The sequence below is a fragment of the Streptomyces sp. NPDC016459 genome (assembly GCF_040632845.1).
Taxonomy (GTDB): Bacteria; Actinomycetota; Actinomycetes; order Streptomycetales; family Streptomycetaceae; genus Streptomyces.
In genome coordinates this window covers 358,894-384,767 of record NZ_JBEYCR010000005.1, presented here as the reverse complement: position 1 = coordinate 384,767, position 25,874 = coordinate 358,894, and the positions used below count along the sequence as shown (strand labels likewise).

Below are 25,874 nucleotides of genomic sequence, written 5' to 3'. Positions count from 1 at the left end.
AGAACCACCATGAACGACGCCCGCGGGCAGTACCAGGGCAATCTGCAGTACGCCGTCGACATCGCCCTGTGCATCGACGCGACCGGCAGCATGCACCCCGTCCTCGGCACGGTGAAGTCGAGCGCCCTCCAGTTCCACCAGCGCCTCGACGACGTGATGGCCAAGAAGGGCAAGTCCATCAGCCAGCTGCGGCTGAAGGTCATCGCCTTCCGCGACTTCGGCGACGACCCCACGGACGCGATCGAGGAGACGGACTTCCTCCACCTCCCGGCCCAGGCACGGGAGTTCGAGCAGTTCGTCAGCGGCATCGAGGCCGGAGGCGGCGGCGACTACCCGGAGTCCGGCCTCGAGGCCCTCGCCCTGGCCATCAACTCTCCCTGGGAGACCGGGCTCGACCGCAGGCGCCATGTGATCGTGATGTTCACCGACGCGTCCGCGCACGCCCTCGGCACGGTCGGCGCGGACGCGGCCACCTACCCGCGGCACATCCCCCGCAGCATGGACGAGCTGTTCGAGCAGTGGGGCTACGCCCGCAGCCAGACCTCGGTCATGGAGCAGTCCGCCAAGCGTCTCGTCCTCTTCGCACCGGAGGAGGCGCCCTGGTCCGACCCGATCGCCGAGGACTGGGACCTCACCCTGCACTTCGCCTCCAAGGCGGGCGAGGGCCTCGAGGAGTTCGAGATGGACGAGATCATCGAGACCATCGCGAACAGCCTGTGAGTCTGGAGTGGGACGGGTTCCACCTGTCCCTGGGGCGTGACGGCCTTCAGTTCGTCTGGATCGGGAGAAGCGTCTTCGAGGCCGGGACGACGGACTGCGTCTCGGTCTCGCTCCGCGAGCCGAAGGCGGCGGGCGAGGCACACCGGCTCGTCTTCCGGTTCCGGTTCCCCGGCATCGCCGTCGGGACCGAGTCGGTGGTGATCCGCGTGGACGTGCCCCCCGGCGCGGTGGAGCGGGCGCGGCGCTTCGTGACCATGCTCCGGTCGGACTACTCCGTACCGGACGAGGCCGCAGCGCACGGGGAGGCGAAACCCGCGATCGAGGGCGAGGCCGGTGCCGGGGAGGGACCCGTCTCCGGCGTCGACACGCGGAAAGCGACGGAGACGGAGACGGCCCCGGACGAGGCCGAACTGGAGCGGGTCCCCGGAGGGCCCGCCTGGATCGTCAACCGCGTCGGGCCGAGGTCCGAGGAACTCTTCCGGGACGTGATGGCACGCCCGGTCAACAGCGACCGATAGGAGGGACGACGGGGTGGCGGGCTCTGCCAAGTGGAAGTGCAAGGACTGCGGCAGCAACACCGAGGCGGGCGCGAAGCCCTGCGTCATCTGCGACTCGACCCGCAAGGTGCCGATCGGGGAGCCCCCCGCCCCGGCCGCCCCCGCCCCGCCCCGCCCGGCGGCGAGACGCCCGTCCCCCGCGCGCCCCTCCGGCGACTGGGAGTGCTCGGCGTGCCGCGCCACCAACCCGGCACGACGGCTCGACTGCGTCGGCTGCGGCAAGAGCTGGCGGACGAGCGGCGGCCCCGCCCCGAAGAAGACGACCCCGAAGAGCACCCCGACGAAGGCGAGCCCGAAGACCGGCCCGAGGACGACGACCGGCAAGGCCACCCCTCCGACGGCGACACCGCCGAGGACGGGTCCCGCCAAGAAGGCGGCCCCGAAGAAACCGACGCCCCGCAGGACGACCACGCCGCGCCCCGGCACCACCGGCGGGACCGGGGCCCGCCCGACGGGTCTTCTCTACCCGCCGCCGAGCAGCACCGGCTACACCCCGTCACCCCCGCGGGCCACGCCCCCGCCCCGGACCCCGTACACCCCGCCGCCCTACACGCCGCCGTACCGGCCACCGGTGAAGAAGAAGTCGAACGGCTGCATGATCAGCTGTCTCAGCGTGGTGGGGGGCCTCGTCCTGCTCGGCATCCTGAACGGAGGGATCACCGCGATCGTCGGCTCCCTCGACGAGGCCGACCCGAAGCCGACGACGAGCCGGGGCCCGGCCGCCGCCGCGTGCCCGTCACGTATCGCGTCCACGCTGCCGAGCGGCAGGGGCGCCACGCTCGTCGAGGCGTTCCGCACGGACGACCACCGGATCACCCTGTGCCGTACGAAGGCCGGGAAGCTGTACTACTACGGCGAGTTCAGGGACGGGCGCGAGGCGGGCATCACCATGCCGGCGAAGAAGACGGGCGACGGGTACGAGGCGACCAACACGCCGTACCGGTACGTCATCAGCGGGGGCACCGTCTCCATCTACAAGTCGGGCTCCCGCATCGGCCGCGAGGAGCTCACCCCGGAACCCTCTCCGAGCTGAGCCCCCGCGCCCCGACCCGTCCGCCGCTGCGGCTACGCCTCCGGCTCCAGCCGCAGCGAGATGGAGTTGATGCAGTACCGCTGGTCCGTGGGGGTGGGGTACCCCTCACCCTCGAAGACGTGGCCGAGGTGCGAGCCGCAGCGGGAGCAGCGGACCTCGGTGCGGAGCATGCCGTGGGAGCGGTCCTCGATCAGCTCGACGGCGGAGCTGTCCTTCGGGTCGAAGAAGGACGGCCAGCCGCAGTGCGACGCGAACTTCTCGTTCGACGTGAACAGCTCCGCGCCGCAGGCCCGGCAGGAGTACACGCCCTTGGCGGTGGTGTCCGTGTACTCACCCCGGAAGGCGGGCTCGGTGCCCGCCTGGCGCAGCACCTGGTACTCCGCCGGGGTCAGCTCCGCACGCCACTGCTCGTCCGGCTTCTCGACGTCGTACGCCATGAGCTCGCTCCCTCTGCTGTTGCGACCGCTACTTCGACAGGTGGCCGAGGATCCGCGGACCGAGGTCCGTGACGTCTCCCGCGCCCATCGTCAGAACGAGATCGCCGGGGCCGGCCATTCCCGCCACGACCTCCGGCACCGCGTCCTTGTCGTGGACGGGCGTCACGTCGGCGCCCGCCTTCCGCGCGGCGGCGATGATCAGGTCGCTGGTGACGCCCGGGATCGGGTCCTCACGGGCCGGGTAGATGTCGAGGACCACGGACGCGTCGGCGAGGGCCAGCGCGTCGCCCATCTCCCTGCCCAGCTCCTGGGTGCGGGAGAAGAGGTGGGGCTGGAAGACGACGAGGAGCCGGGAGGCCCCGGCGGCCCCGCGCATGGCCTCCAGGTCGGCGGTCATCTCGGTGGGGTGGTGCGCGTACGAGTCGATGACCTGGACACCCGCGGCCTCGCCCTTGAGCTGGAGGCGGCGACCGACGCCGGTGTAGGCGGTGAGTGCCTGGGCGAGCTCGGCCGGGTCGATGCCGACGCGGGCGCCGGCGGCGAGGGCCGCGGCGGCGTTGTGGGCGTAGTGGCGGCCGGGGACGGAGACGGTGAAGGTGTGCTCGACGCCGTCGAGGGCGACCGTCACCTCGCTCTTCATCCCGTTCGGGACGATCTTCAGGATGCGGGCGTCGGAGTCCTCGGTCTCACCGACCGTGACGATGTCCAGGCCCTCGCGGTCCGCGACCCGGCGGGCCAGCTCGCGGGCGCCCGCGTGCTCGCCGACGACCAGGGTGCCGCCGGGGCGGATCTTGGCGGTGAAGGCCTCGAAGGACTCGTAGATCTCTTCGATGGAGGCGTAGTTCGCGTGGTGGTCCAGCTCGACGTTGAGGACGATCGCGACCTCGGGGTCGTACTTCTGGAAGCTGCGGTCGCTCTCGTCGGCCTCGGCGACGAAGACCTCGCCGTCCCCGTGCAGGGCGTTGGTGCCGGGGCCCGCGAGGTCGCCCCCGATGGCGTACGAGGGGTCGAGACCGAGCGCGGTGAGGGCGACGGCCAGCATGGAGGTGGTCGTCGTCTTGCCGTGGGTGCCGGCGACCGCGATCGCGCGCAGACCGTCCATGAGGGAGGCGAGCGCGTCGGAGCGGTGGACGACGGGGATGCCGAGCTCGGCGGCGCGGGCCAGCTCGGGGTTGTCGGCGCGGATGGCGCTGGAGACGACGACGGCCGAGGCGTCGTCGGCGAGGTGCTCGGCGGCGTGGCCGATGTGCACCGTGACGCCCAGGGCGCGCAGGGACTCCGCGGTCGCGGACTCCTTGGCGTCGCTGCCGGCGACCTTGGCGCCGCGCTGGGCGAGGATCTTCGCGATGCCCGACATTCCGGCACCGCCGATGCCGATGAAGTGCGGCCGTTCCATGGCGGCAGGGATGGCGGGTGCCATGCGGATCTCTCCCCTGGGTGCGTTGCGTCGCACGTCGTCGTGTGTTGACGCTTGTCGTCGCGTGTCGTTGCGTGGAAGGTCTCAGCCTAGTGGCTCGCGCGGGGTGGGCCCGGGTCCGCGCCCCGTGCGGGGGGCGCGGACCCGGGCCCGGGCTGCTACTCGTCCTCCTGCCCGCTGTGGGCGAAGAGCTTCAGCACCGGGACCCCCACCTTGTGGCGGGCCCGGGAGGCCCAGTCCCGGTGGAAGAACTCCTCCACGTAGTGCGGGGCGGTGAGCACGATCACCTCGTCCGCCGCCGCCTCGTCGACCACCGCCTTCATCTTGTCGAGCGGGTGGTCCTCGACGACCTGGCCGACCGCTTCGCAGCCGGCGTCTCTCAGTGCCCGGAGCGAGTGCTCCAGGGCCAGCTCGGCGGGGACCCTGGCCTCCCTGCCCTCCGGTTCGTCGCCCTCGCGGGCGGCTTCCTTCAGTTCGCCCATGGCGACGTCGTCGATGGCACGCAGCAGTACATCGGCCTGGTCACCACGCGGCTGCATCAGAACGATGAAGGACACGCCCTCGTCGCCGTGCAGCGTGGTGACGAACTCCACGTCCACGGACGTCAGGGGCTTCTCGATCATCAGAACGCTTGTGAACACCTCAGGAGCCCTTCTGCGGAAACCATCCTTCCCCGTGCCCGCACGGGGTCTGCGACAGTAAGTGTGCCCAGCGGACGCTAAGCGGAACGGCAAATTCCGTCGATTGTCAGATCCGACGGTATCGGGTGAAGAGGAAGCCGTCCTGCTCCAGCAGCGAAGCCATGGCGAAGCGTGTCGGGACGGCGACCGCAGGGCCCCCGGCGATCCTCTGGGCGCCCCCCGCCGTCATCGTCGGCGACACCGTCAGACACAGCTCGTCGAGGACGTCCGCCGCCACGAACTGCCCGAGCAGCCTGGGCCCGCCCTCGGTCAGCTGCCGCCGGAGCCCCCGCTCCGCGAGCACCGCCCTGGCACGGGCCGGCTCCACCCCCGCGCCGTCGCCCGCCACCAGCACCTCGGCGCCTGCCGCGCGGGCGGCCGCGACCCGGTCGGCGGGGGCGGCGGCACCGGTGAGGACCAGGGTCGGCACCAGCGGTGCGGTGAAGAGCGGAAGGGAGAAGTCCAGGTCCAGGGAGGCGCTGACCACGGCGATCACGGGCGCCGGGCCCTGTCCGGCGGCCGCGCGGCGGGCCGCGAAGGCCTCACGCGCGCGTGCCGGGCGGTAACCCTCCAGGCGTACCGTTTCCGCACCGACGACGACGACGTCGGCGAGTGCCCGCAGGGTGCCGAAGATCCGCATGTCGGTCTCGGAGGAGAGCGGCTGGGAGCGCCCGTCGTGCTGCCCCGCGCCGTCGAGCGACGAGACCATGTTGGCCCGCAGCCACGAGCCGCCCGGGGGGAGCTCGGGATAGGCGTAGGCGTCGGCGAGCTCGTCGAGGGACCACTCACGACCGCCGGCGGCCCCGGTGGCGGGGGGCTCGGCGGCGGGGGGCTCGGTGGCGGGAGGCTCGGTGGCGGGAGGCTCGGCGGCCCCGTCGGCGGCGGTCACCCGGGCTGTCATGTCCGTCACAGGGAACAGTCGTCGCATCCTCGCAGTCTGACATGGCGCTTACAGTGGGGAACTGTGTCGACCCGTGCCCTCACCGAAGCCGCTTCCGCCTCCGCGGCCCCGCTCTCGCTCTGCTCCCGGGAGCCCCACGTCCCCGCGGACCGTCTCGTCGCGGAGATGGTGCCGCCGCCGCGCTTCGACTCCGTACGGTTCGACACGTACCTCCCGGACCCGAACCAGCCCAGCCAGACGGACGCCGTCAAGGCACTGAGCGCCTTCGCCGAGGGCCTCGGCGGAGCGCACGCCTCTGGTTCCGGGAAGCGCCGCTGGTTCGCCAGGAAGCCGGCCGCCCCCACCGGGCCGCGCGGGGTCTACCTGGACGGCGGGTACGGCGTCGGCAAGACCCACCTGCTCGCCTCGCTGTGGCACGCGACCCCCGCGGAGCCCGCGCTCAAGGCCTTCGGCACCTTCGTCGAGCTGACCAACCTGGTCGGCGCGCTCGGTTTCCAGCAGACGGTGAAGACCCTCGGCGGGCACCGTCTCCTCTGCATCGACGAGTTCGAGCTCGACGACCCGGGCGACACCGTCCTCGTCTCCAGCCTGCTCGGAAAGCTCGTCGAGTCGGGCGTCGCGCTCGCCGCCACCTCCAACACCCTGCCCGGCAAGCTCGGCGAGGGCCGCTTCGCCGCCGTCGACTTCCTCCGCGAGATCCAGGGCCTCTCCGCCCACTTCCGTCCCCTGCGGATCGACGGCGAGGACTACCGGCACCGGGGTCTCCCCGAGGCCCCTGCCCCCCACTCCGACCAGGTCGTCACGGAGACCGCGTACGCGACACCCGGCGCCTCCCTCGACGACTTCCCGCACCTGCTCGACCACCTGGCCAAGGTGCACCCCAGCCGGTACGGCGCGCTCACCGACGACCTCTCCGCGGTCTGCCTCACCGACGTGCGGCCCGTCCCCGACCAGTCGACGGCGCTGCGACTCGTCGTCCTCGCCGACCGGCTCTACGACCGCGAGATACCCGTACTCGCCTCCGGCCTCCCCTTCGACCGGCTCTTCAGCGACGAGATGCTGAACGGCGGGTACCGCAAGAAGTACTTCCGGGCGATCTCCCGGCTCACCGCGCTCGCCCGCGACGCGAAGGGGCTCGTGGCGCAGTAGCTTGGGGGCCGTACCCGATCGAAAGGGATTCACATGGCCACCGTGCGTCACGCACACACCGTCTGGCAGGGCGACCTCCTCAAGGGCTCCGGTGTCGTCACCCTCGACTCCTCCGGTCTCGGCTCGTACGACGTCTCCTGGCCGGCCCGGACGGAGGAGCCGAACGGCAGGACCAGCCCCGAGGAGCTCATCGCCGCCGCGCACTCCTCCTGCTTCTCGATGGCCTTCTCCAACATCCTGGCCAAGGCCGGGAACGCGCCGACCCGCCTGGAGACCAAGGCCGACGTCACCTTCCAGCCGGGCGAGGGCATCACCGGCGTCCACCTGACCACGCGGGGCGAGGTCCCGGGCCTGGACGCGGACCAGTTCCAGCAGCTCGCGGAGGACGCGAAGAAGAACTGCCCGGTCAGCCAGGCCCTGACGGGCACGACGATCACCCTCACCGCCGAACTGGCCTGATTCCGAGCCCGGATCGCAGCAGAAGCCACATGAGGCAGTTGTGACCCGCATGTTCACGTGTCACCAGAGTGCGTGATACACACATGCGGGTCACACGTCATCGCACACACCCTGTCCGCCAACAGGAAAAGTGGTTGCCTCATGTCCGCGACACGACGTCAGATCCTCTCCCGCACCGGCGCGTCCGCCGTCGGGATCGCCTTCACCGGCGCCTTCTCCGAACTCTTCGCCGGCAGCGCGGCCGCCGCCGGCCGCCGGGACGGCTACGGCCCCCTCGTGCCCGACCCGGCCGGCCTCCTCGACCTCCCGGCCGGCTTCCGCTACAAGGTCCTCTCCCGGCAGGGCGAACCGCTCCGCTCCGGCGAGGGCCACGTCCCCGGCAACCCCGACGGGATGGGCGCCTTCGCCGGCCGCCGCGGGCGCGTGCACCTCGTCCGCAACCACGAGAACCGGATCACCGCGGCCGCCGGCGTCCCCACCGTCCCCGGCCTGACGTACGACCCGGCCGCCAAGGGCGGCTGCACGGCCCTCGAACTCGACGGCCGGAACGACGTCCTCGGCGAGCGGGTCGCCATCGCCGGAACCGCCGTCAACTGCGCGGGCGGGCCCACACCCTGGCGTACCTGGCTGACCTGCGAGGAGACCGAGGACAAGGCGGGCACCAACGGCTACGCCAAGGACCACGGCTTCGTCTTCGAGGTCGACGGCGCCGACCCGCACCGCACCGGGGCCGTCCCGCTCACCGCGATGGGCCGCTTCCAGCACGAGGCGGTCGCGATCGATCCGGCCAGCGGGATCGTGTACGAGACGGAGGACGCCTTCCAGCAGCCCTTCGGCCTCTTCTACCGCTTCCTCCCCCACAAGCCGCTCGGCGGCACCGGCTCGCTGCGCGCGGGCGGCGCCCTGGAAGCCATGCGGGTGCCGGGCGTACCGGACCTCTCCGTGATCCAGGAGACCGGCGCCCGCTTCGAGGGCGTCGAGTGGGTCCCCGTACCGGATCCGCAGGCCGTGGAGACCCCCATCAGGCTCCAGGACTTCGGCCCGAAGGGCATCACGCACGCCCAGAAGCTGGAGGGCTGCTACTGGGGCGGGAACGCCGTGTACTTCGTGTCCTCCTTCGCGCGGGTCAGGGACGGCTCGGGCGCGACGCACTTCGGGCAGGTGTGGAAGTACGAGCCGCACCGGCGCCGGCTCACCCTCGTCGTCGTCTTCGGCCCGAGCACCGACATCCAGCTCCCCGGCGAGTCACCGGACAACATCTGTCTGGCGCCGAGCGGGGGACTGATGGTCTGCGAGGACGGCGACGGGGCGCAGCACGTCTACGGGGTGAGCAGGAAGGGCGAGGTGTACGCGCTCGCCCGGGGCGCGCGGAACATCGGCACCCCCGAGGCCCCGGAGTGGGGCGAGTTCGCGGGCGTGACCTTCTCGCCCGACCGGCAGACGATGTACGTGAACTGCTACACGCCGGGGACGACGTTCGCGGTGACTGGCCCGTGGTGCTGACCTGACCTGTTTCCGACCTGACCTGTTGAGGTCCTGATCCGTTCCGGCCCGGCCGTCCGCATTCGCGGGCGGCCGGGTTCCGTCGCAGGATCGGGGGAAGACGGGCGGCGACGCGGCGGAAGGGGAACGGGATGCCGAAGAAGGACGGACAGGGGAAGCCCGGGACGGACATGAAGGGGACGGGGAAGACCGGGGCGGGCAAGGCCGGGGCGCGGAAGACCGGGCCGGAGAAGGCAGGGGCGGGGAAGCACGGACCGCGCTCGGCGTCGGCACCGGCGCCCGATCCGTCCCTCCGTGAGGTTCTGCGCGTCCCGGGAGGCAAGCGCGTCGACCTCACCGCGTACGACCCCTCGGCGATCCCGGTCGGCCCCGGCGACAAGGCGGCGGGGCTGGCCGCGACGGCCGCCCTCGCGCCGCGCCTCGCGGACCTCCAGGAACGTCTGTACGCGGCGAGCACGGCCGGTGACCGCCGACGCGTCCTCCTGGTGCTCCAGGGCATGGACACCAGTGGGAAGGGCGGCACGGTCAAGCACGTGATCGGCCAGTTCAACCCGTCGGGCTGCCGGATCCACGCCTTCAAGGCCCCGACGCAGGAGGAACGGAACCACCCGTTCCTCTGGCGGATCATGAAGGCGCTCCCCGCGCCGGGCGAGATCGGCATCTTCGACCGCTCGCACTATGAGGACGTCCTCATCGCGCGCGTGCGGGAGCTGGCCGCCCGCGACCGGATCGACCGCCGCTACCAGCAGATCAACCGCTTCGAGAAGTCCCTCGCGGAGGACGGCGTGACGGTCGTCAAGGTCTTCCTCCACCTCTCGTACGAGGAGCAGCGCAAGCGGCTCCTCGAACGTCTGGACAACCCGGAGAAGCACTGGAAGTTCACCGTGGGCGACATCGAGGAACGCGCGCTGTGGCCGGCGTACCGCGAGGCCTACGAGGTCGCGCTCGGGCGCTGCTCGACGGACGAGGCTCCCTGGTACCTGGTCCCGGCGGACCGCAAGTGGTACCGCAACTGGGCGATCAGCGGGCTGCTCCTCGAACACCTCGAAGCCTTGGACCCGGCGTACCCGCCGGGTGACTTCGACGTGGAGGAGTGCAGGCGGCGGCTCCTGGCGACATGACCCGGGTGCCGCTGCCGCGTCGCGAGCTGGAGCACCGATGATCGGATAACTTCCGATCGTGAATACTTTTGTACGAAAAATGGCGATGCTCGGTCTGTCGGGTGTCGTTCTCGTCGGCTGCGGCGGGGGCGCCGCCGAGACCCCCCTGTCGAAGAGACCCGCCGCGCCGTCGGCCGGCGCGGCGGTCGGCGGCCCGAAGCCCGCCCGCGTCCCCGCCGTCCCGCCGACCATGGCACCGGGACCCGGCGGTCTCACCCCCGTGTACGAGCGCCGGACGAAGGGCGCCGAGAAGGTCGTCGCGCTCACCTTCGACGCCGACATGACGGCCGACCAGGGGCCCCGGGCCGCGCGGGGCGAGCGCTTCGACAACCCGGAGCTCATCGCGACCCTGCGCCGGCTCGGGGTGGACGCGACGGTGTTCATGACCGGCCGCTGGGCGGAGGAGTACCCCGATCAGGCCAGGTCCATCGGCGGCGATCCGCGCTTCGAGATCGCCAACCACTCCTACAGCCACTACGCCTTCGCGTCCCCCTGCTACGGCCTCCCGACCGTCTCGCGCCCGGACATGACGGCCGACGTCCAGCGGGCCTTCGACGCCTTCCGTGACGCCGGAGCCGTCAACGTCGTCCCGTACTTCCGCTTCCCCGGCGGCTGCTACGACGACGCGGCCCTGCGCGCCCTCGCGCCCGCCGGGGTGACGGCGGTCCAGTGGGACGTGGTCAGCGGCGACGCCTTCGCGAAGGACGCGGACGCCGTCGCCGAACAGGTCCTCGACGGGGTGAAGCCCGGCTCCCTGGTCGTCATGCACTGCACGCGCAGCGCCGCCCCCGTCACCGAGCGGGCGATCCGCCGGATCGTCCCGGAGCTGCGGGCCCGCGGCTACCGCTTCGTGAAGGTCTCCGAGCTCATGAGCCGCTGACGGGCCTCAGCCGGAGCAGGCCGTGCGCTCGGCCTCCCGCCATTCACACACCGGGCACAGCGTGATGCCCTTCGTCGACTCCGGGTACTCGGTCGGCTCCTGACACTGCACGCACGCGGCGAACGGTCCCTCGGTCGCCCGCTCGGGGGTCGGGCCGGGCTCGGGCGCGCAGTACGACGTGGACTCGCTCATGTCTTCGAGCGTACTCACTCCAGACGTGCCGTGGCCCGGCAGGCGAAGGCCGCCGCCGCGACGGCCAGGAGCAGTGCACCGACGCAGCCGAGCCACGGAGGCTCCGCCGTCGCCGTGCGGGAGCCGGTGATCAGGGCCGTCACCGCGTGCTTCGCCGGCGACCCGGTGGTGACCAGGCCCAGCAGCGAGCCCAGGACCAGGGCCGCGAGCGACCAGCCGGCGGCGCCGAGGAAGGGCCTGGAGGTCAGCGCGCCGACGGCGGCGCCCGTCAGGGCGCAGGCCACGGCCGCGAGGAGGCCGGCGGTCGCGGCGGCGAGCGCCGTGACGCCGCGCCGGTCGCAGAGCGCCGTCACCGCGAGCACGGCGACCGCGCCGACGAGCACGGGCAGGGCGGTCCCGGTCACGAGCGCCGCCAGATGGGCGCGGTCCCGGCCGGCCGCCGCCGCGACGACGCTCCTCGCGGCGGGCGGCTCCTGTGTCAGACAGATCCGTACGGACCAGGCGGTCACCGGAAGGAGAGCCGCCGCCGCGAAGCCGAGGGCCCCGAGCACCGGCTCGCCCGGGTTGACGCCGACCCCGACGAAGGCCGCGTACAGGAGGAGCGGCGCGAGCCAGCGCTGCGAGCGGAGCAGCAGGCCCGTCTGGTAGCGCAGGAGCGCCGTCATACCCGTACGCCCTCGGTGGTGAGGTGATGGACGTGCCAGGACGCCGCGAGGAGCGCCCCCAGCAGGGCGTCGGAGTGGGCGGCGTCCACGGTCAGGACGGTGGTGATGCCGCCGGGCCCCGGAGCGACGACGACGGGATCGCCGGGCAGCCACGCGGGCAACGGGTCCCGCCCACCGGAGACGGCGATCGTGACGAGGGAAGCGGGCGCGGGCGGGTCGGGGTCGGGGTCGAGCGAGTCTCGGTCGAAGTCGAGGCCGGGCCGGTCCGGGTCGCGGTCGGGGTCGGGGTCGGGGTCGGGCGAGTCGGGGTCGGCGGGGGCCGTCGTCCCGTACCCCGGCGCGGCTGCTTCGAGGCCGGGCGCGACCGTCTCACGTCCGGGCGCGGCGGTCTGCTCGCGTACCCGCCCCGCCCCCACCTCGTACACCGCGTCCGCCTCGTCCGCGAGTCGTCGGGGGTCGTGGTCGACGAAGACGACCGTCGCGCCCGCCGCCCGGCGCTCGCGGACGGCCGCGTCCAGCTCCGCACGCGCGCCCGTGTCGAGGCCCGTCCAGGCCTCGTCGAGGACGAGCAGGTCCGGGTCGGCGAGGAACGCCTGCGCCACGGCGACCTTCTGGCTGCCGCCCTTGGACAGCCGCGCCATGTCCGTACGGGCGTGCTCGGCGGCCCCGAGGCGTTCCAGCCACTCCCCCGCCCCGGCCCGCGCCGCCGCCCGGCCGAGGCCCTGGATGCGACCCAGGTGGACCAGGTAGTCGACGGCCGTGAACGGCAGGGCGACCGGGAAGCGTTCGGGGACGTACGCGGTACGGGCCGGGCGGCCCGTGACCCGGCCCTCGCTCGGCGCGTCGACGCCGGCGACGAGCCGGAGCAGGGTGGACTTGCCGGTGCCGTTGGTGCCGACGACCCGCACGAGCGTCGCCGCGGGCAGGTCGAGACCGACGTCACGCAGGACCCACGGCCCCCGGAGGCCGTGCCGGCGCCCGACCCCGTCCAGCCTCAACCGGCCGAGTTCTTCTGCGGGGTGGCCTCGCTGGGACGGACGACCACGAAACCCTGTCCCTCCAGCTTCAGCTGCACCGCCTCGCCCGAGCCGCCGCGCATCATCGAGCCCAGCGACTGCGAGCGGTGCAGCGAGGTGCTCAGCTGCTCGCTCCAGCCGACGACGGCGTCCGTGTCGACGAAGACGGGGGCCTGCGGGGTGACGGGGATGACGATGGGGGTGCCCTCGCAGATCAGGGCGACCTTGCCGTGACCGGTGAAGACGGAGTTGAAGAGGCCGCCGCCGGTCATGCCGGCGCCCTTCACCGTCTTGATCTCGTAGCGGAGGGTCGCGTCGAAGCAGAGCACGTTGCGGCCGTTGACCGAGAACGCGTCGCCCTGCTCGATCTCGACGATGAAGCAGTTCTGCGCCTCGTGCGCGAACCAGGCCTCCCCCTGGCCGCGCACGGCCATCAGCGCCAGGCCCTCGCCGGTGACGGCACGCTTGAGCAGACCTCCGATGCCCTGCCCCTTGCGCTCGAACTGGAGGTCGCCGCGGAAGGCGATCATCGAACCCTGACGGGCGTGCATCTCGCCGTGGACCGTGTACTTGACGGATTTGGCGTTCTGCAGGGTCATGCCCGGGAAGCCGGCGGCCTCGGCGAGGTGCTCACCGGCAAAAAGATCGCTCTTCATGGAGGCATCCTGGCCCGGAAGGGACGACTCCCACAAGAACGGCTCGTCACCGCGATGGCAGACTTGCCCGGTGAGCAGCAACGACACCGATCTCCGCGATGAGAAGCCCCAGTTCGTCCTCCCCCTGGTCGTCCGGATGGAGCGTGACGCGCCCCCGGCCCGTACCGACGCCCTGGAGACCGCCGCGCGCGCCGTCATGGAGATCCTCACCGACGCCCGTTCCCTCGGTGACGGGGAGTGGGCCCCGGCCATGACCGACTGGCAGGACGCCAGGATCCGCAAGGTGGTGCGCCGGGCGCGCGGCGCGGAGTGGCGGCGCGCGGACGCGCTGCCGGGGATCACGGTCACGGGCGAGGAGGCGGAGGTACGGGTCTTCCCGCCGGTCCCGCTCGACGGCTGGCCCAAGGAGCTGGCCAGGCTGCAGGTCTCGGGCACCGAACTCGACGACCCGGCAGCGCCCGGTCCCGTACCGGAGGGGGCGGCGGTGCTGTGGTTCAACCCCGGCCTCGGGATGTCGGCGGGCAAGGCGATGGCGCAGGCCGGACACGGGGCGCAGCTGCTGTGGTGGGCGATGGCGGAGGACGAGCGCGAGGCCTGGCGGGCGGCGGGGTTCCCGCTCGCGGTCCGGACGGCGGCGGCCGGGGACTGGGCCGGTCTGACGACGAGCGGACTGCCGGTGGTGCGGGACGCGGGGTTCACGGAGATCGCTCCGGGCTCGTGCACGGTGGTGTCGGCGTTCCCCCGGGTGCGTCGCAACCTCAAATGAAGCTCTGAACGTCCCCCTCCTGGGGTTCGAACGTTCCCGCGAGGGCCATCACGTGGGTGACTGGGGACCGAAGGAGGGGGACATGACGGAACTCGGCATCGGCACCGGCTGGCGTCCCGAGATCGCTGAGGCGGTGGAGGGACTGTCCGGCGTCGACTGGGTGGAGGTCGTCGCGGAGAACATCTGCGCCGACCATCTGCCCGCATCCCTGACGCGGCTGCGCGAGCGCGGTGTGACGGTCGTGCCGCACGGCGTGTCGCTGGGGCTCGGGGGCGCGGACCGGCCCGACCCGGCGCGGCTCGCGGCGCTCGGGGAGAAGGCGGTGGCGCTCGGGGCGCCGCTCGTCACGGAACACATCGCGTTCGTCCGGGCCGGGGGGCCGCTCACGGCGACGCCGCGGCTCGAAGCGGGCCACCTGCTACCGGTGCCCCGGACCCGGGACGCCCTCGACGTGCTCGTCGAGAACGTGCGGATCGCCCAGGACGCGCTGCCCGTGCCGCTCGCCCTGGAGAACATCGCGGCGCTCCTCGCCTGGCCGGGCGAGGAGATGTCGGAGGGACGGTTCCTGGCGGAGCTGGTGGAGCGCACGGGGGTACGGCTCCTCGTCGACGTCGCCAACCTGCACACCAACCACGTCAACCGGGGCGAGGACCCGGGGCGGGCCCTGTCGGAACTGCCGGTCGAGGCGATCGCGTACGTGCACGTGGCGGGGGGTGTCGAGCGGGACGGCGTCTGGCACGACACCCACGCGCATCCCGTACCGGAGGCGGTGCTCGGCGTCCTCGCGGACCTCGCGTCCCGGGTGTCGCCGCCGGGGATCCTGCTCGAACGGGACGACGACTTCCCGCCCGCGGCGGAACTGGCGGGGGAACTGGACGCGATACGGGAGACGCTGACGGGTGCGGCCCCGCGACGGGGTGCGGCTTCCGGCGGAGGGGCCCCGCGCGGCCGGGCCGTGCCCACCCGTTCCGCCCCTGCGGAACGGGTGCCCACAGCCGGTACGGCGCTCCTCATCGGTGCCGGGGCCCGGGTCTCGGGAGGTGCGATGCCGGGCGCACCCGCCTCGCGCGAGGGCGACGGCGCGCGCCAGCGGCTCGGCCTCGCCCAGGCCTCCCTCCTCTCCGCGCTGGTCGCGGGCACGCCCGTGCCCGAGGGGTTCGACAGTCGGCGGCTCGGCGTGCAGAGCCGGGCGCTCGCGGCGAAGCGGGCCGGGGTGGTCGCGAAGGTCGCGCCGGAGCTGCCGGAGATCCTGGGGGCGGACTTCCGGCCGGCGTTCCTCGGCTATGCCAGGTCCCGCCCCATGACCGGCGGCTACCGCCGGGACGCGCTGGACTTCGCCGCACACCTGCTGGTGGCCGGCCGGCCGGAGGATCCGGCGGCGCGGCAGAGGCTGACCCGGTGGTGGGAGGACCGTTCCGGCAGCCGCCCGCCGGGCCGCGCCACCCGGCTCGTACGGGCCGCCCGTCACGCACTGGTCGGAAGGTGAAGTGCCCATGAACGTCCTGACCGCCCTCTACTACCTCCTCGGCGCCGTCGGCATCACCCTGGTCGTCACCCGGGTCGTCCGGACGCGGCGCGGTCCCGGCGGGCCCGTCCACGACCGGTACGAGGTCGCCTTCCTCAACGGCGGCCCGGCCAGGGTCGTCGACACGGCGCTCGCCGCGCTCCAGGCGGACGGCAGGCTGGCGGTCGGCGGCCCGGGGATCGTGGCCGTCGTCCGGCCCGTCGCGCACGACCCGGTGGAGCGTGCCGTGTTCCAGGCGCACGCCGCCGCCCCGCACGGCGCGCTGCACCACCTGCGGCTCGCCGTGATGCGGCACCCTGCGGTGCAGGAGATCGGCGACGCACTCGCGGCGCGCGGGCTCGTCGTCCCTCCGGCGACCCGGCGTACCACGGCCTGGTGGTGTGCCGGGCTCGGTCTGTCGGTCTTCGTGCTGGTCCCGGTGTCGGTCGTCCTGACAGCGGTGGGCTTCGCGGTGACGCCGGGATTGTCGGTGCCGTTCGTCTTCACGGTCCTGCCGGCGCTGCTGGCCTGCGGGCTCACGGCCCTCGTCTGCGGGGCGGTGTCCGGTCGGCAGGTCACATCGGCGGGCAGGAACGCGCTCTTCGCGTACGGGCGGGCGTACGGGCACCTCACGGACGCCGGGCATCTCGTGGCCCTGCACGGGCTGCGGGCCCTGCCGGACCCGGTGCTGCGGGAGCAGATCCTGGCCGCCGCCCGGTTCTACGGACCGGTCAGGCGCGGCAGGCGTCCTTCGCCGCAGTTCGTCGCGGACTGGGGTGCGGCGGACGCCTCCGGAGCGGTGGCCCTGTGGTGCGCGGGGAACAGCTCCTGCGGCGGAGGCGGAGGCGGATCCGGTGGCTCCGGTGGCTCCGGGTCGTGTTCCTCGGGTTCCTGTTCCGGAGGGGGCTCCGGCTGCGGGGGCGGCGGAGGCGGCGGCAGCTCGTGCTCCGGCTCCAGTTCCAGCGGGAGTTCGTGCTCCAGCTCGAGTTCCAGCGGAAGCTCGTGCTCCAGTTCCAGCAGCTCATGAGATGACGCCGGTGCGGCGCGCGTGACGCGCGCCGCACCCGGTGCCGGACCCGGTGTCGCTGGACCCGCAGGCGAGGTTCCCGCCTGCCGTCTGATCTTCCGGGTCGAGGGGTGACGCACCCGGCCGGGAGCCGGGCCGCCACCATGTTCGTACGGCCGTCAGGCCAGGCCCGCCACCAGATCGGCGACGCTCTTGCGGCGACCGGTGTAGAACGGGACCTCCTCGCGGACGTGCATCCGCGCCTCGGAGGCACGCAGGTGACGCATGAGGTCCACGATGCGGTGCAGCTCGTCGGCCTCGAAGGCGAGGAGCCACTCGTAGTCGCCGAGCGAGAAGGAGGCGACGGTGTTGGCGCGGACGTCCGGGAAGCCACGGGCCATCTTGCCGTGGTCGGCGAGCATCCGGCGGCGGTCCTCGTCCGGCAGCAGGTACCAGTCGTAGGAGCGCACGAAGGGGTAGACCGAGACGTAGTCGCGGGGGTTCTCGTCGGCCAGGAAGGCCGGGATGTGCGACTTGTTGAACTCGGCGGGGCGGTGCAGCGCCATGTTCGACCAGACCGGGTCGAGGGCGCGGCCCAGGCGGGTGCGGCGGAAGAGGTTGTACGCCTCCTGGAGCTCGTCGCTCGTCTCGGCGTGCCACCAGATCATGACGTCGGCGTCGGCGCGCAGACCGGACAGGTCGTACGTGCCGCGGACGGTGATGTCCTTGGCCGCGAGCTGGTCGAACAGCTCCTGGACCTCGTCGGCGTAACCGCCGCGGTCCTCGGGCAGGACGTCGCGCAGCTTGAAGACGGACCACAGGGTGTAGCGGATGACCTTGTTGAGGTCCTTCGCCTTCTTACCGGCGTTCGGGATCTTTTCGGGCGCACTCATACGCCTATTCTCGCCCGTCACCGGGAGTGCCCCGCACCGGGGTCGGTCCTTTTCGACGTGGCGATGATCTCGTCCGCGATCTCGTCGGCGGCGCGGTGGGCCGAGGCGACGCAGGCGGGGATGCCGACACCGTCGTACGCGGCGCCCGCGACCCGCAGCCCGGGGAGCGCGGCGACGGCCTCGCGGACCCGGGCGACGCGGGCGAGGTGGCCGACCGGGTACTGGGGCAGGCCGCCGGGCCAACGGGTGACCGTGGTGGCGACGGGGCGGGCGGCGAGCCCGGTGGCGGCGGCGAGGTCCTTCAGGGAAGCGGCGACGAGGTCGGCGTCCTCGCGGTGGACCTGCTCCTCCTCGCCGTACCGGCCGACGGAGGTGCGCAGCACGAACAGGTCGGGGGCGCCGTCGGTGACCCAGCGCCACTTCTGCGAGGAGAAGGTGGAGGCCTTGATGGTGTGGCCGTCGACGGGCGGCACGAGGAAACCGGAGCCGGCCAGGGCGGGCATGTCGGTGCGGCGGAAGGCGAGGGTGACCAGGGCCATGGAGGCGTACGCGACGGCGTCGAGTTCGGCGACCGCCGCGGGGGCGTGGGGGGCGAGGAGCGCGGCGGCCGGCCCGGCGGGGGTGGCGAGGACGACGGCGTCCGCGGCGAGGACCCGGTCGCCGGTCACGACCTCCCAGCCGGTGGTGCCGGTGCGGCGCAGTCCGGTCACGGGGGCGTCGGTGAGGATCTCGCCGCCCGCGGCGCGGATCGCGGCGGCGACCGCGCCGGGCAGGGTGCCGACACCCCCGTCGACACCGAGGAAGACGGAGCCGCCGAGGCCGGCGGCGGCGCCGGCCGTGTCGGCGGGGGCGGCGGCTCCGGCCCGCTGGACGGCGCGGACGGCGGCGGTGAGGGTGGGGTGGGCACGGGCGGCGTCGAAGAGGGCGGGGACGGCGGCCCGCATCGAGATGCGGTAGGCGTCACCGGCGTACACCCCGCCGAGGAGGGGTTCCACGAGCCGGTCGACGACCTCGTGGCCCATGCGGTCGGCGACGTACGCGCCGATGGCGATGTCCTCGCCGATCTCGGCCGGGGGCAGCTCGGCGTCACGGCCGATCCGGCGCACGCCCTCCTCGGAGAGGAGCCCGTCGACCGCGCGGGCGTCGCCGGGGACGCCCATGACGTGGCCCTTGGGCATGGGGACGAGCGCGCCCCGCGACCAGACGGACGCGGTGGTGGTGGCGGGGGCCTGGAGCCGGTCACCGAGGCCGACCGCCCTGGCGAGGGCGACGGCCTCGGGGCGGCGGGCGAGCAGCGACTCGGCGCCGAGGTCCACGGGCGCTCCCGCGATCTCCCCGGCGAGGAGCTTGCCACCGAGCCGGGGCCCCGCTTCGAGAAGCGTCACCCGGTGGCCGGCGACGGCCAGCCGGTGGGCGGCCGCGAGCCCGGCGATACCGCCTCCGGCGACGACGACATGGGGTCCCGTGGTGTCCGCGTTCATGGGACCACTCTCTCAAATCGCCCGCCGCTCCCGTTCCGAGGCCGGACCGTGACCGCATCGCTACCGCGGAAGGGCAACCCGCTCCGGGGGCTCGTACGTCGAAGAGGCGTCGAAGTGGAAGCACTTCACCACATCCTGGGGGGACACGATGCGAAGCGCACGTACGACGGCGGGAACACGGGTGGCGGCGGCCGCCGCCCTGCTGACGGCCGCACTGGTCGTGACCGGCTGCGGAGCCGACGACACCGGGATGAGCTCGGACGCCAAGCGGGAGCTGGGCGCGGCGCAGCCCGCCGACGGGGCCGAGGGCAGTGCGGCCGACGCCTCCGGCCGGGGGGCCGCCGACGCCGCCTCGGGCAGCGGACAGGCGGCGGCGCCGTCGAAGGCCGCCGCCCGGCAGCACGTCATCCGTACCGCCTCGCTCTCGGTGCAGGTCGCGGACGCCACGAAGGCGGTGGCCACGGCCCGCCGGGTGGCGGCCGCGGCGGGCGGCCGGGTCGAGAACGAGTCGACGGAACGCGTCGACGACACCCACGTCACCTCGCACATCGTGCTGCGGGTGCCGCAGGAGCGGTACGACGCGGTGCTCACCGAGCTCGCGGGCACCGGGAAGCTCCTCAGCCGCAAGGCGGACGCCAAGGACGTCACCGAGCAGGTGGTGGACGTGGAGAGCCGGATCGCCACCCAGCGCGCGAGCGTGGCGCGGGTACGGGCGCTGATGCAGCGCGCGGAGAGGCTCGCGGACGTGGTGACCCTGGAGGGCGAGCTGAGCCGCCGCCAGGCGGACCTGGAGTCGCTGCTGGCCCAGCAGTCCTCGCTGAAGGACCGCACGTCCCTGGCGACGATCTCCCTCCAGCTGACGGAGGAGGAGAAGCCGGCGCCGGCGGCGCCCGACGAGGGCCGCCCGGGCTTCGGGGACGCCCTCGGCGGCGGCTGGAGCGCCCTGGTCGGCGCGGCGACCTGGATCGGCCTCGTCCTGGCGGCCTTGGCCCCGTGGCTCGCGGTCGGCCTGATCGCCTTCGCCCTGTGGCACCGCCTGATCCGCCCCCGCCGCACGGCCCGGAAGCCCCAGGACTCCCCCACGGAGCGGGAGGTGCCGCGTAACGCGGCGGGGGCACCGACGGCTCCCGAGCCCGCGGGGACCCCCGAGAAGTAGTTTCCTCTCATGAGCGAACGTTTGGTTGTCATCGGTGGGGACGCGGCGGGGATGTCCGCCGCGTCGCAGGCGCGCAGGCTCAAGGGGGCCGGGGAGTTGGAGATCGTCGCCTTCGAGCGCGGTCGTTTCTCCTCGTACTCGGCCTGTGGCATCCCCTACTGGGTGGGGGGTGACGTCGCCACCCGCGACGAGTTGATCGCGCGCTCTCCCGAGGAGCACCGGGAGCGCGCCATCGACCTGCGGATGCGGACGGAGGTCACGGAGGTCGACGTGGCCGGTCAGCGGGTCCGTACCCGCGATCTCGAAGCGGGTACGGAGGCGTGGACGGGTTTCGACAAGCTGGTGATCGCGACGGGGGCCCGGCCGAAGCGGCCGCGGCTGCCGGGGATCGACGCGCCGGGGGTGCACGGGGTGCAGACCCTGGGCGACGGGCAGGCGTTGCTCGACTCGCTGGAGCGGGCGCCCGGGCGGCGGGCGGTCGTGGTCGGCGCGGGGTACATCGGCGTGGAGATGGCGGAGGCGCTGCTCGGCCGGGGCTACGAGGTGACGGTCCTGAACCGGGGCGAGCAGCCGATGGCGACCCTGGATCCGGACATGGGCCGTCTGGTGCACCGGGCGATGGACGGTCTGGGAATCACGACGGTCGCTTCGGCGGAGGTCACGAAGATCCTGACGGGTGAGGACTGCCGGGTCCGGGCGGTGGCGACGGACGAGGCCGAGTATCCGGCGGACGTGGTGGTCCTCGGGATGGGGGTGGAGCCGGAGACGTCCCTGGCGCGGGCGGCGGGGCTGCCGCTCGGGTCGCACGGCGGGCTCCTCACCGATCCGGCGATGCGGGTGCGGGGGCAGGAGAACATCTGGGCGGGCGGTGACTGCGTGGAGGTCCTCGACCTGGTCTCGGGCCGGGAGCGGTACGTGCCGCTCGGGACGCACGCGAACAAGCACGGTCAGGTCATCGGTGCGAACGTGGGCGGCGACTACGCGACCTTCCCCGGCGTCGTCGGCACGGCGGTGTCGAAGGTGTGCGACCTGGAGATCGGCCGGACGGGCCTGCGGGAGAAGGACGCCCGTGCGCTGGGGCTGCGGTACGTGTCGGTGACGGTGGAGTCGACGAGCCGGGCGGGGTACTACCCGGGGGCCGCGCCGATGACGGTGAAGATGCTGGCGGAGCGGCGTACGGGGCGGCTGCTCGGCGTGCAGATCGTGGGCCGGGAGGGCGCGGCGAAGCGGGTGGACATCGCGGCCGTCGCGCTGACGGCGCGGATGACGGTGGAGGCGATGACGGCCTTGGACCTGGGGTACGCGCCGCCGTTCTCACCGGTGTGGGACCCGGTCCTGGTCGCGGCCCGCAAGGCCGCGGCGGCGGTCCGCGCGGCGGGCTGAGACGACGACGCCTCCGCCCGGTGGGGCGGAGGCGCCGGCCGTGCGGGGGTGACCGTCAGACGGCGGTCCGGGTGTGGACGTACTCGACGAGGCGGCTCAGCGCGTCGGGGTCCATGGACGGCATGACGCCGTGGCCCAGGTTGAAGACATGGCCTTCCAGGTCCTTCGCGGCGGCGAGGACCTCGTCGGTCTTGGCCTCCACGACCTCGCGGGAGGCGAAGAGCACGGCGGGGTCCAGGTTGCCCTGGAGCGCCTTGCCGGGGCCGACGCGGCGGGCGGCCTCGTCGAGCGGGACGCGCCAGTCGACGCCGACGACGTCCGCGCCGGCCTCGCCCATGAGGCCGAGCAGTTCGCCCGTACCGACGCCGAAGTGGATGCGGGGGACGCCGTATCCGGCGACCGCGTCGAAGACCTTCACGGAGGCCGGCATCACGGAGCGGCGGTAGTCGGCCGGGGCGAGGGCGCCGACCCAGGAGTCGAAGAGCTGGACGGCGGAGGCGCCGGCCTCGATCTGGACCTTGAGGAAGGCCGAGGTGATCTCGGCGAGTCGGTCGAGGAGGTCGGCCCAGAGCTGCGGGTCGCCGTACATGAGCGCCTTGGTGTGCTCGTGGTTGCGCGAGGGGCCGCCCTCGACGAGGTAGCTCGCGAGGGTGAAGGGCGCGCCGGCGAAGCCGATGAGCGGGGTCTCGCCGAGCTCCTCGGTGAGCATCCCGATGGCCTCGGTGACGTAGTGGACGTCCTCGGGGGTCAGGTCGCGCAGCCGGGCGAGGTCGGCGCGGGTGCGGATCGGGTCGGCGACGACGGGGCCCACGCCGGGCTTGATGTCGAGGTCGATGCCGATGGCCTTGAGGGGGACGACGATGTCGCTGAAGTAGATGGCGGCGTCGACCTTGTGGCGGCGGACCGGCTGGAGGGTGATCTCGGTGACCAGCTCGGGCCGCATGCACGACTCGAGCATGGGGATGCCCTCGCGGACCTTCAGGTACTCGGGGAGCGAGCGCCCGGCCTGCCGCATGAACCAGACGGGGGTGTGCGGCACGGGTTCACGCCGGCATGCCTTGAGGAACGCGGAGTCGTGCGTCCGCGACTGCTGCTTCGTCTGCTGGCCCTGCGGGCTGTCGTTGGCACTCACGCCCAGAATCTTCGCATGTGGCGGGAAGCCGCTCGTCCGGGCCGGGTGTCCCTCCCTGCACGGAGGCCCCGTTCCGCCTACTCTTCCCGGCATGGCTGCGGCGCAGGGACATTTTTCCGATCATTCCGACGGCGATCGAGGGACGGGCGAAACGGCGGACAGTACGGAGGCGAACGCAGTGCCACCGGCGTTCCGGCGGGCGGTGGAGGCCTTGCGCTCGGCGCGGCTGCGGCCGGAGGTCGAGGTCGATCCGACGAGGCCGCCGCAGCGCCTCGCGCCGCACGCGTACGCGGTGGAGGCGGCCGTGGTGGACGGCGAGGAGGATCTGGCGGACGGGCGTCTCGTCCTGCTGCACGATCCGGCCGGGCACGAGGCCTGGAAGGGAACGTTCCGCCTGGTGACGCTCGTCCGGGCGGAGCTGGAGCCGGAGATGGCCGCGGATCCGCTGCTGCCGGAGGTGTGCTGGTCCTGGCTGACCGGGGCGATGGACGCCCGGGGCCTGGCGTACGGGGAGGCGAGCGGGACCGTCACGATGGCGGGCTCGCACTACTTCGGCGGGCTCGCGGAGCGCAGGCCGGCGACCCAGATCGAGATCCGGGCGTCCTGGACGCCGCACGAGGGTTCGGGCGGGGGGCCGGACACGGGAGCGCACCTGGCGGCCTGGTGCGATCTGCTCTGCCAGATCGCGGGGCTCCCCCCGGCGCCGGCGGAGCCGGAGCCCGGAGCGGCGGGGACGGTGTCGGGCGCGGGGATCGTCTCGTTGCCACAGCGGCGGGGGCCGCAGCAGCCCTGAGGGTGTGAGCGACGGCGTCCCGGTACTCCCTCCTGTGAGTGACGGGGCGGGGTCCGCTCGTAGGATGATCGATCACGCGTCCGAATTGCCCTAATTGTTACTCACCAAATCGTGATCTTTCCCTAAAGGCGGGCGGCTCGGCTGCCGAAGGAGTGAGAGACCCCTTCACAGCACGGGTTCGCCCCCGGCTTCTTCCCCGAGCCGGCCCCCGTCCCGCATCCTTCCCCCCAGGAGGCCTGGTGTCCGTTCTCCTCGAGCAGCCCGCAAGCCTGGTCGCCTACCGCCCGAACAAGCCGACGGCCATGGTCGTCGTAGCCGATCCGCGCGTCCGTTCCACCGTGACCCGCCACCTGTGGGCCCTCGGAGTACGTGACGTGATCGAGGCTTCGTCCATCGCGGAGGCACGTCCCCGCGTCGGCAACCCGCGCGACATCTGCGTTGCCGACGTCCATCTGCCCGACGGCAGCGGCCTGACCCTGCTGTCCGAGACCCGCGCCGCGGGCTGGCCCAACGGCCTCGCCCTCTCGGCCGCCGATGACATCGGCGCCGTGCGCAACGCCCTGGCGGGCGGCGTGAAGGGCTATGTCGTCACCGGGACCCGGAACAACATCGGGCACCCCACCCGGCCCGGCGCCGCCCCCATCGGCGCCGCGGCCGCCCGTCTCGGCCACCGCCGCCCCCCGGGTACCCCGAGCCACCCGGGCGGCTACCGCGAGCTCTCCGGCCGGGAGGTCGAGGTGCTCCGGCTCGTCGCGGAGGGCCAGTCGAACAAGGCGATCGGCGTCTCCATGGGCCTCTCGGCCCTCACCGTGAAGAGCCACCTCGCCCGCATCGCCCGCAAGCTGGGCACCGGCGACCGCGCCGGCATGGTCGCGGTGGCCCTGCGAACGGGGATCATCCACTGACAGAACGGTGGACATCGGGCCCGCGCCCGCCGACGGAACGTTCCGTCGGCGGGCGCTTGCCGTTCACCGATACCCTTGACAGGTGACCGACGCCCAAGAGACCGCAGCAGACACAGCACTGCGCACCACCGGGGGCGGCCCCCCGGACGACGATGTCCCTGCGAATGGGCTTCCGATCCCGTTGCTGGAGCCCCGTGAGGGAGTTCCGCCCGTCGTCGAGACCGAGGACGCCCTCGCCGAGGTGATCGCCGCCTTCGCGGCCGGCCGCGGCCCCGTCGCCGTGGACGCCGAGCGCGCCTCCGGCTACCGGTACGGCCAGCGCGCCTACCTCGTCCAGCTCCGCCGCGACGGCGCGGGCACCGCGCTCATCGACCCCGTGGGCTGCCCCGACCTGTCGGGCCTCGGCGACGCGCTCGCCGGGTCCGAGTGGATCCTGCACGCGGCGACCCAAGACCTCCCCTGCCTGCGCGACATAGGCATGCAGCCGACCTCGCTGTTCGACACCGAGCTGGCCGGGCGGCTCGCCGGCTTCCCCCGCGTCGGCCTCGGCGCGATGGTCGAGTCCGTCCTCGGCTACGCCCTGGAGAAGGGCCACTCCGCCGTGGACTGGTCCACCCGTCCGCTGCCCGAGCCCTGGCTGCGGTACGCGGCGCTCGACGTGGAACTCCTCGTCGACCTGCGGGACGCGCTGGAGAAAGAGCTCGACCGGCAGGGCAAGCTGGACTGGGCGCACCAGGAGTTCGACGCCATCGCCGCGGCCCCGCCCGCCCCGCCCCGCAAGGACCCGTGGCGGCGGACCTCCGGCATGCACAAGGTGCGCCGCCGGCGTCAGATGGCGGTCGTACGGGAGCTGTGGACGGCCCGTGACGCGGTCGCCCAGCGGCGGGACGTCTCCCCCGGCAAGGTGCTGAGCGACGCGGCGATCGTGGAGGCTGCGCTCGCGGTGCCGGTGAACCTGGCCGCGCTCTCGGCACTGCCCGGTTTCGGCCACCGGACGGGCCGCCGTCAGCTGGAGCAGTGGCAGGCCGCCGTGGACCGGGCCAGGGCGCTGCCGGAGAGCGAGCTGCCGCAGCCCGGTCAGCAGATCGCGGGCCCGCCCCCGCCGCGTGCCTGGGCGGACAAGGACCCGGCCGCGGCGGCCCGCCTCTCGGCGGCGCGCGCGGCGGTCTCGGCGCTCGCGGAGAAGCTGAACCTCCCGCAGGAGAACCTGATCACCCCGGACACCGTGCGCCGGGTCTGCTGGGAGCCGCCGTCACCGTCGGGCCCCGAAGGCGTGTCCGAGGCCCTGACGAACTACGGCGCCCGGCAGTGGCAGGTCGAGCTGGTCACCCCGCTCCTCGTGGAGGCGCTGGCGGCGACGGCGTAGCGCCGCCCGGACAGCCCCCGACGCCCCGAACGGCGCCGGGGGCTTCGTCGTATCCGGCCGTATC

The 25,874-nt window shown here is 73.3% G+C and carries 27 protein-coding genes; 16 read left to right on the top strand and 11 right to left on the bottom strand.

Annotated elements, in window-relative coordinates; all coding sequences use genetic code 11:
* Positions 1-9: 9 nt before the first annotated feature.
* From ABZ567_RS16330 to ABZ567_RS16320, 3 genes are read left to right on the top strand one after another with little or no spacing between them, the layout of a single operon-like run.
* Positions 10-720 carry a vWA domain-containing protein gene (locus ABZ567_RS16330; RefSeq protein ID WP_360789627.1) on the top strand — a complete coding sequence of 237 codons (711 nt, stop codon included), beginning with the start codon at positions 10-12 and terminating at the stop codon, positions 718-720.
* On the top strand, positions 717-1,238 hold the full coding sequence (locus tag ABZ567_RS16325; protein WP_360789624.1) for a hypothetical protein: 522 nt from the start codon (positions 717-719) through the stop codon (positions 1,236-1,238). The genes ABZ567_RS16330 and ABZ567_RS16325 overlap by 4 nt, the downstream gene beginning before the upstream one ends.
* Positions 1,239-1,251: 13 nt before the next feature.
* The gene (locus ABZ567_RS16320) at positions 1,252-2,310 is read left to right on the top strand and encodes a zinc finger Ran-binding domain-containing protein (protein ID WP_360789621.1); all 1,059 of its coding nucleotides are present in this window, start codon (positions 1,252-1,254) and stop codon (positions 2,308-2,310) included.
* A gap of 32 nt (positions 2,311-2,342) precedes the next feature.
* On the opposite strand, the gene msrB is transcribed toward ABZ567_RS16320, so the two are convergent.
* From msrB to ABZ567_RS16300, 4 genes are all read right to left on the bottom strand, one after another.
* Entirely contained in the window at positions 2,343-2,747 is a 405-nt protein-coding gene (gene msrB / locus ABZ567_RS16315) for a peptide-methionine (R)-S-oxide reductase MsrB (RefSeq protein ID WP_360789619.1), read from the bottom strand.
* A gap of 28 nt (positions 2,748-2,775) precedes the next feature.
* Positions 2,776-4,167: a UDP-N-acetylmuramate--L-alanine ligase gene (gene murC, locus ABZ567_RS16310; protein ID WP_360789616.1), complete on the bottom strand. Its 1,392-nt coding sequence runs from the start codon at positions 4,165-4,167 to the stop codon at positions 2,776-2,778.
* Positions 4,168-4,322: 155 nt separating this feature from the next.
* Entirely contained in the window at positions 4,323-4,805 is a 483-nt protein-coding gene (locus ABZ567_RS16305; protein WP_360789613.1) for an indole-3-glycerol phosphate synthase, read from the bottom strand.
* Between the two features lie 106 nt (positions 4,806-4,911).
* Positions 4,912-5,772 carry a pyrimidine reductase family protein gene (locus ABZ567_RS16300; RefSeq protein ID WP_360789610.1) on the bottom strand — a complete coding sequence of 287 codons (861 nt, stop codon included), beginning with the start codon at positions 5,770-5,772 and terminating at the stop codon, positions 4,912-4,914.
* Between the two features lie 36 nt (positions 5,773-5,808).
* On the opposite strand from ABZ567_RS16300, the gene zapE reads away from it, so the two are divergent.
* From zapE to ABZ567_RS16275, 5 genes are all read left to right on the top strand, one after another.
* Positions 5,809-6,894, top strand: a complete 1,086-nt coding sequence (gene zapE, locus ABZ567_RS16295) for a cell division protein ZapE (RefSeq protein WP_360789607.1) — start codon at positions 5,809-5,811, stop codon at positions 6,892-6,894.
* A gap of 33 nt (positions 6,895-6,927) precedes the next feature.
* Positions 6,928-7,353 carry an OsmC family protein gene (locus ABZ567_RS16290; RefSeq protein WP_360789604.1) on the top strand — a complete coding sequence of 142 codons (426 nt, stop codon included), beginning with the start codon at positions 6,928-6,930 and terminating at the stop codon, positions 7,351-7,353.
* A gap of 141 nt (positions 7,354-7,494) precedes the next feature.
* Positions 7,495-8,856 (top strand): alkaline phosphatase PhoX, encoded by a 1,362-nt coding sequence (locus tag ABZ567_RS16285; protein WP_360789601.1) that lies wholly within the window; start codon positions 7,495-7,497, stop codon positions 8,854-8,856.
* 131 nt (positions 8,857-8,987) lie between these two features.
* Positions 8,988-9,977, top strand: a complete 990-nt coding sequence (locus ABZ567_RS16280; protein WP_360789598.1) for a PPK2 family polyphosphate kinase — start codon at positions 8,988-8,990, stop codon at positions 9,975-9,977.
* Between the two features lie 79 nt (positions 9,978-10,056).
* Positions 10,057-10,896 (top strand): polysaccharide deacetylase family protein, encoded by an 840-nt coding sequence (locus ABZ567_RS16275; protein ID WP_360789880.1) that lies wholly within the window; start codon positions 10,057-10,059, stop codon positions 10,894-10,896.
* Between the two features lie 6 nt (positions 10,897-10,902).
* Here ABZ567_RS16275 and ABZ567_RS16270 read toward each other — a convergent pair whose 3' ends face one another.
* Genes ABZ567_RS16270 through ABZ567_RS16255 form a run of 4 tightly spaced genes read right to left on the bottom strand, consistent with a single transcriptional unit; the run spans position 10,903 to position 13,425 of the window.
* A complete protein-coding gene (locus ABZ567_RS16270; RefSeq protein ID WP_360789595.1) occupies positions 10,903-11,088 on the bottom strand; it encodes a hypothetical protein in 186 nt (61 codons plus the stop codon).
* Between the two features lie 14 nt (positions 11,089-11,102).
* The gene (locus ABZ567_RS16265; protein WP_360789592.1) at positions 11,103-11,753 is read right to left on the bottom strand and encodes an ABC transporter; all 651 of its coding nucleotides are present in this window, start codon (positions 11,751-11,753) and stop codon (positions 11,103-11,105) included.
* Complete coding sequence (locus ABZ567_RS16260) at positions 11,750-12,751, bottom strand: ATP-binding cassette domain-containing protein (protein ID WP_360789589.1); 1,002 nt, start codon at positions 12,749-12,751, stop codon at positions 11,750-11,752. Before ABZ567_RS16260 ends, ABZ567_RS16265 begins: the two co-directional genes overlap by 4 nt.
* A complete protein-coding gene (locus tag ABZ567_RS16255) occupies positions 12,748-13,425 on the bottom strand; it encodes an AIM24 family protein (RefSeq protein WP_360789586.1) in 678 nt (225 codons plus the stop codon). The genes ABZ567_RS16260 and ABZ567_RS16255 overlap by 4 nt, the downstream gene beginning before the upstream one ends.
* A gap of 70 nt (positions 13,426-13,495) precedes the next feature.
* On the opposite strand from ABZ567_RS16255, the gene ABZ567_RS16250 reads away from it, so the two are divergent.
* The 3 genes from ABZ567_RS16250 (at position 13,496) to ABZ567_RS16240 (ending at position 16,722) form a co-directional block, all read left to right on the top strand.
* Positions 13,496-14,191, top strand: coding sequence for a peptidyl-tRNA hydrolase (locus tag ABZ567_RS16250; protein ID WP_360789583.1), 696 nt, complete (start codon positions 13,496-13,498; stop codon positions 14,189-14,191).
* Between the two features lie 82 nt (positions 14,192-14,273).
* Complete coding sequence (locus ABZ567_RS16245; protein ID WP_360789580.1) at positions 14,274-15,677, top strand: DUF692 family multinuclear iron-containing protein; 1,404 nt, start codon at positions 14,274-14,276, stop codon at positions 15,675-15,677.
* A gap of 7 nt (positions 15,678-15,684) precedes the next feature.
* On the top strand, positions 15,685-16,722 hold the full coding sequence (locus ABZ567_RS16240; protein WP_360789577.1) for a TIGR04222 domain-containing membrane protein: 1,038 nt from the start codon (positions 15,685-15,687) through the stop codon (positions 16,720-16,722).
* A 158-nt stretch (positions 16,723-16,880) separates the two neighbouring features.
* Here the strand turns inward: ABZ567_RS16240 and hemQ are convergent, their stop codons facing one another.
* The gene (gene hemQ, locus ABZ567_RS16235; protein WP_360789574.1) at positions 16,881-17,594 is read right to left on the bottom strand and encodes a hydrogen peroxide-dependent heme synthase; all 714 of its coding nucleotides are present in this window, start codon (positions 17,592-17,594) and stop codon (positions 16,881-16,883) included.
* Between the two features lie 17 nt (positions 17,595-17,611).
* Positions 17,612-19,075, bottom strand: coding sequence for a protoporphyrinogen oxidase (hemG, locus tag ABZ567_RS16230; protein WP_360789571.1), 1,464 nt, complete (start codon positions 19,073-19,075; stop codon positions 17,612-17,614).
* A 148-nt stretch (positions 19,076-19,223) separates the two neighbouring features.
* On the opposite strand from hemG, the gene ABZ567_RS16225 reads away from it, so the two are divergent.
* Positions 19,224-20,231 (top strand): DUF4349 domain-containing protein, encoded by a 1,008-nt coding sequence (locus ABZ567_RS16225; RefSeq protein WP_360789567.1) that lies wholly within the window; start codon positions 19,224-19,226, stop codon positions 20,229-20,231.
* Positions 20,232-20,240: 9 nt separating this feature from the next.
* Positions 20,241-21,614, top strand: a complete 1,374-nt coding sequence (locus ABZ567_RS16220) for an FAD-dependent oxidoreductase (protein ID WP_360789564.1) — start codon at positions 20,241-20,243, stop codon at positions 21,612-21,614.
* Positions 21,615-21,669: 55 nt separating this feature from the next.
* Here the strand turns inward: ABZ567_RS16220 and hemE are convergent, their stop codons facing one another.
* A complete protein-coding gene (gene hemE, locus ABZ567_RS16215; protein ID WP_360789561.1) occupies positions 21,670-22,746 on the bottom strand; it encodes a uroporphyrinogen decarboxylase in 1,077 nt (358 codons plus the stop codon).
* A gap of 91 nt (positions 22,747-22,837) precedes the next feature.
* Here hemE and ABZ567_RS16210 point away from each other — a divergent pair, with 91 nt between their 5' ends.
* The 3 genes from ABZ567_RS16210 (at position 22,838) to ABZ567_RS16200 (ending at position 25,810) form a co-directional block, all read left to right on the top strand.
* Complete coding sequence (locus ABZ567_RS16210; protein ID WP_360789558.1) at positions 22,838-23,539, top strand: DUF3000 domain-containing protein; 702 nt, start codon at positions 22,838-22,840, stop codon at positions 23,537-23,539.
* Between the two features lie 239 nt (positions 23,540-23,778).
* Entirely contained in the window at positions 23,779-24,444 is a 666-nt protein-coding gene (locus ABZ567_RS16205; RefSeq protein WP_360789555.1) for a response regulator transcription factor, read from the top strand.
* A gap of 82 nt (positions 24,445-24,526) precedes the next feature.
* Entirely contained in the window at positions 24,527-25,810 is a 1,284-nt protein-coding gene (locus ABZ567_RS16200; protein ID WP_360789552.1) for a ribonuclease D, read from the top strand.
* The last annotated feature ends 64 nt before the right edge of the window (positions 25,811-25,874 follow it).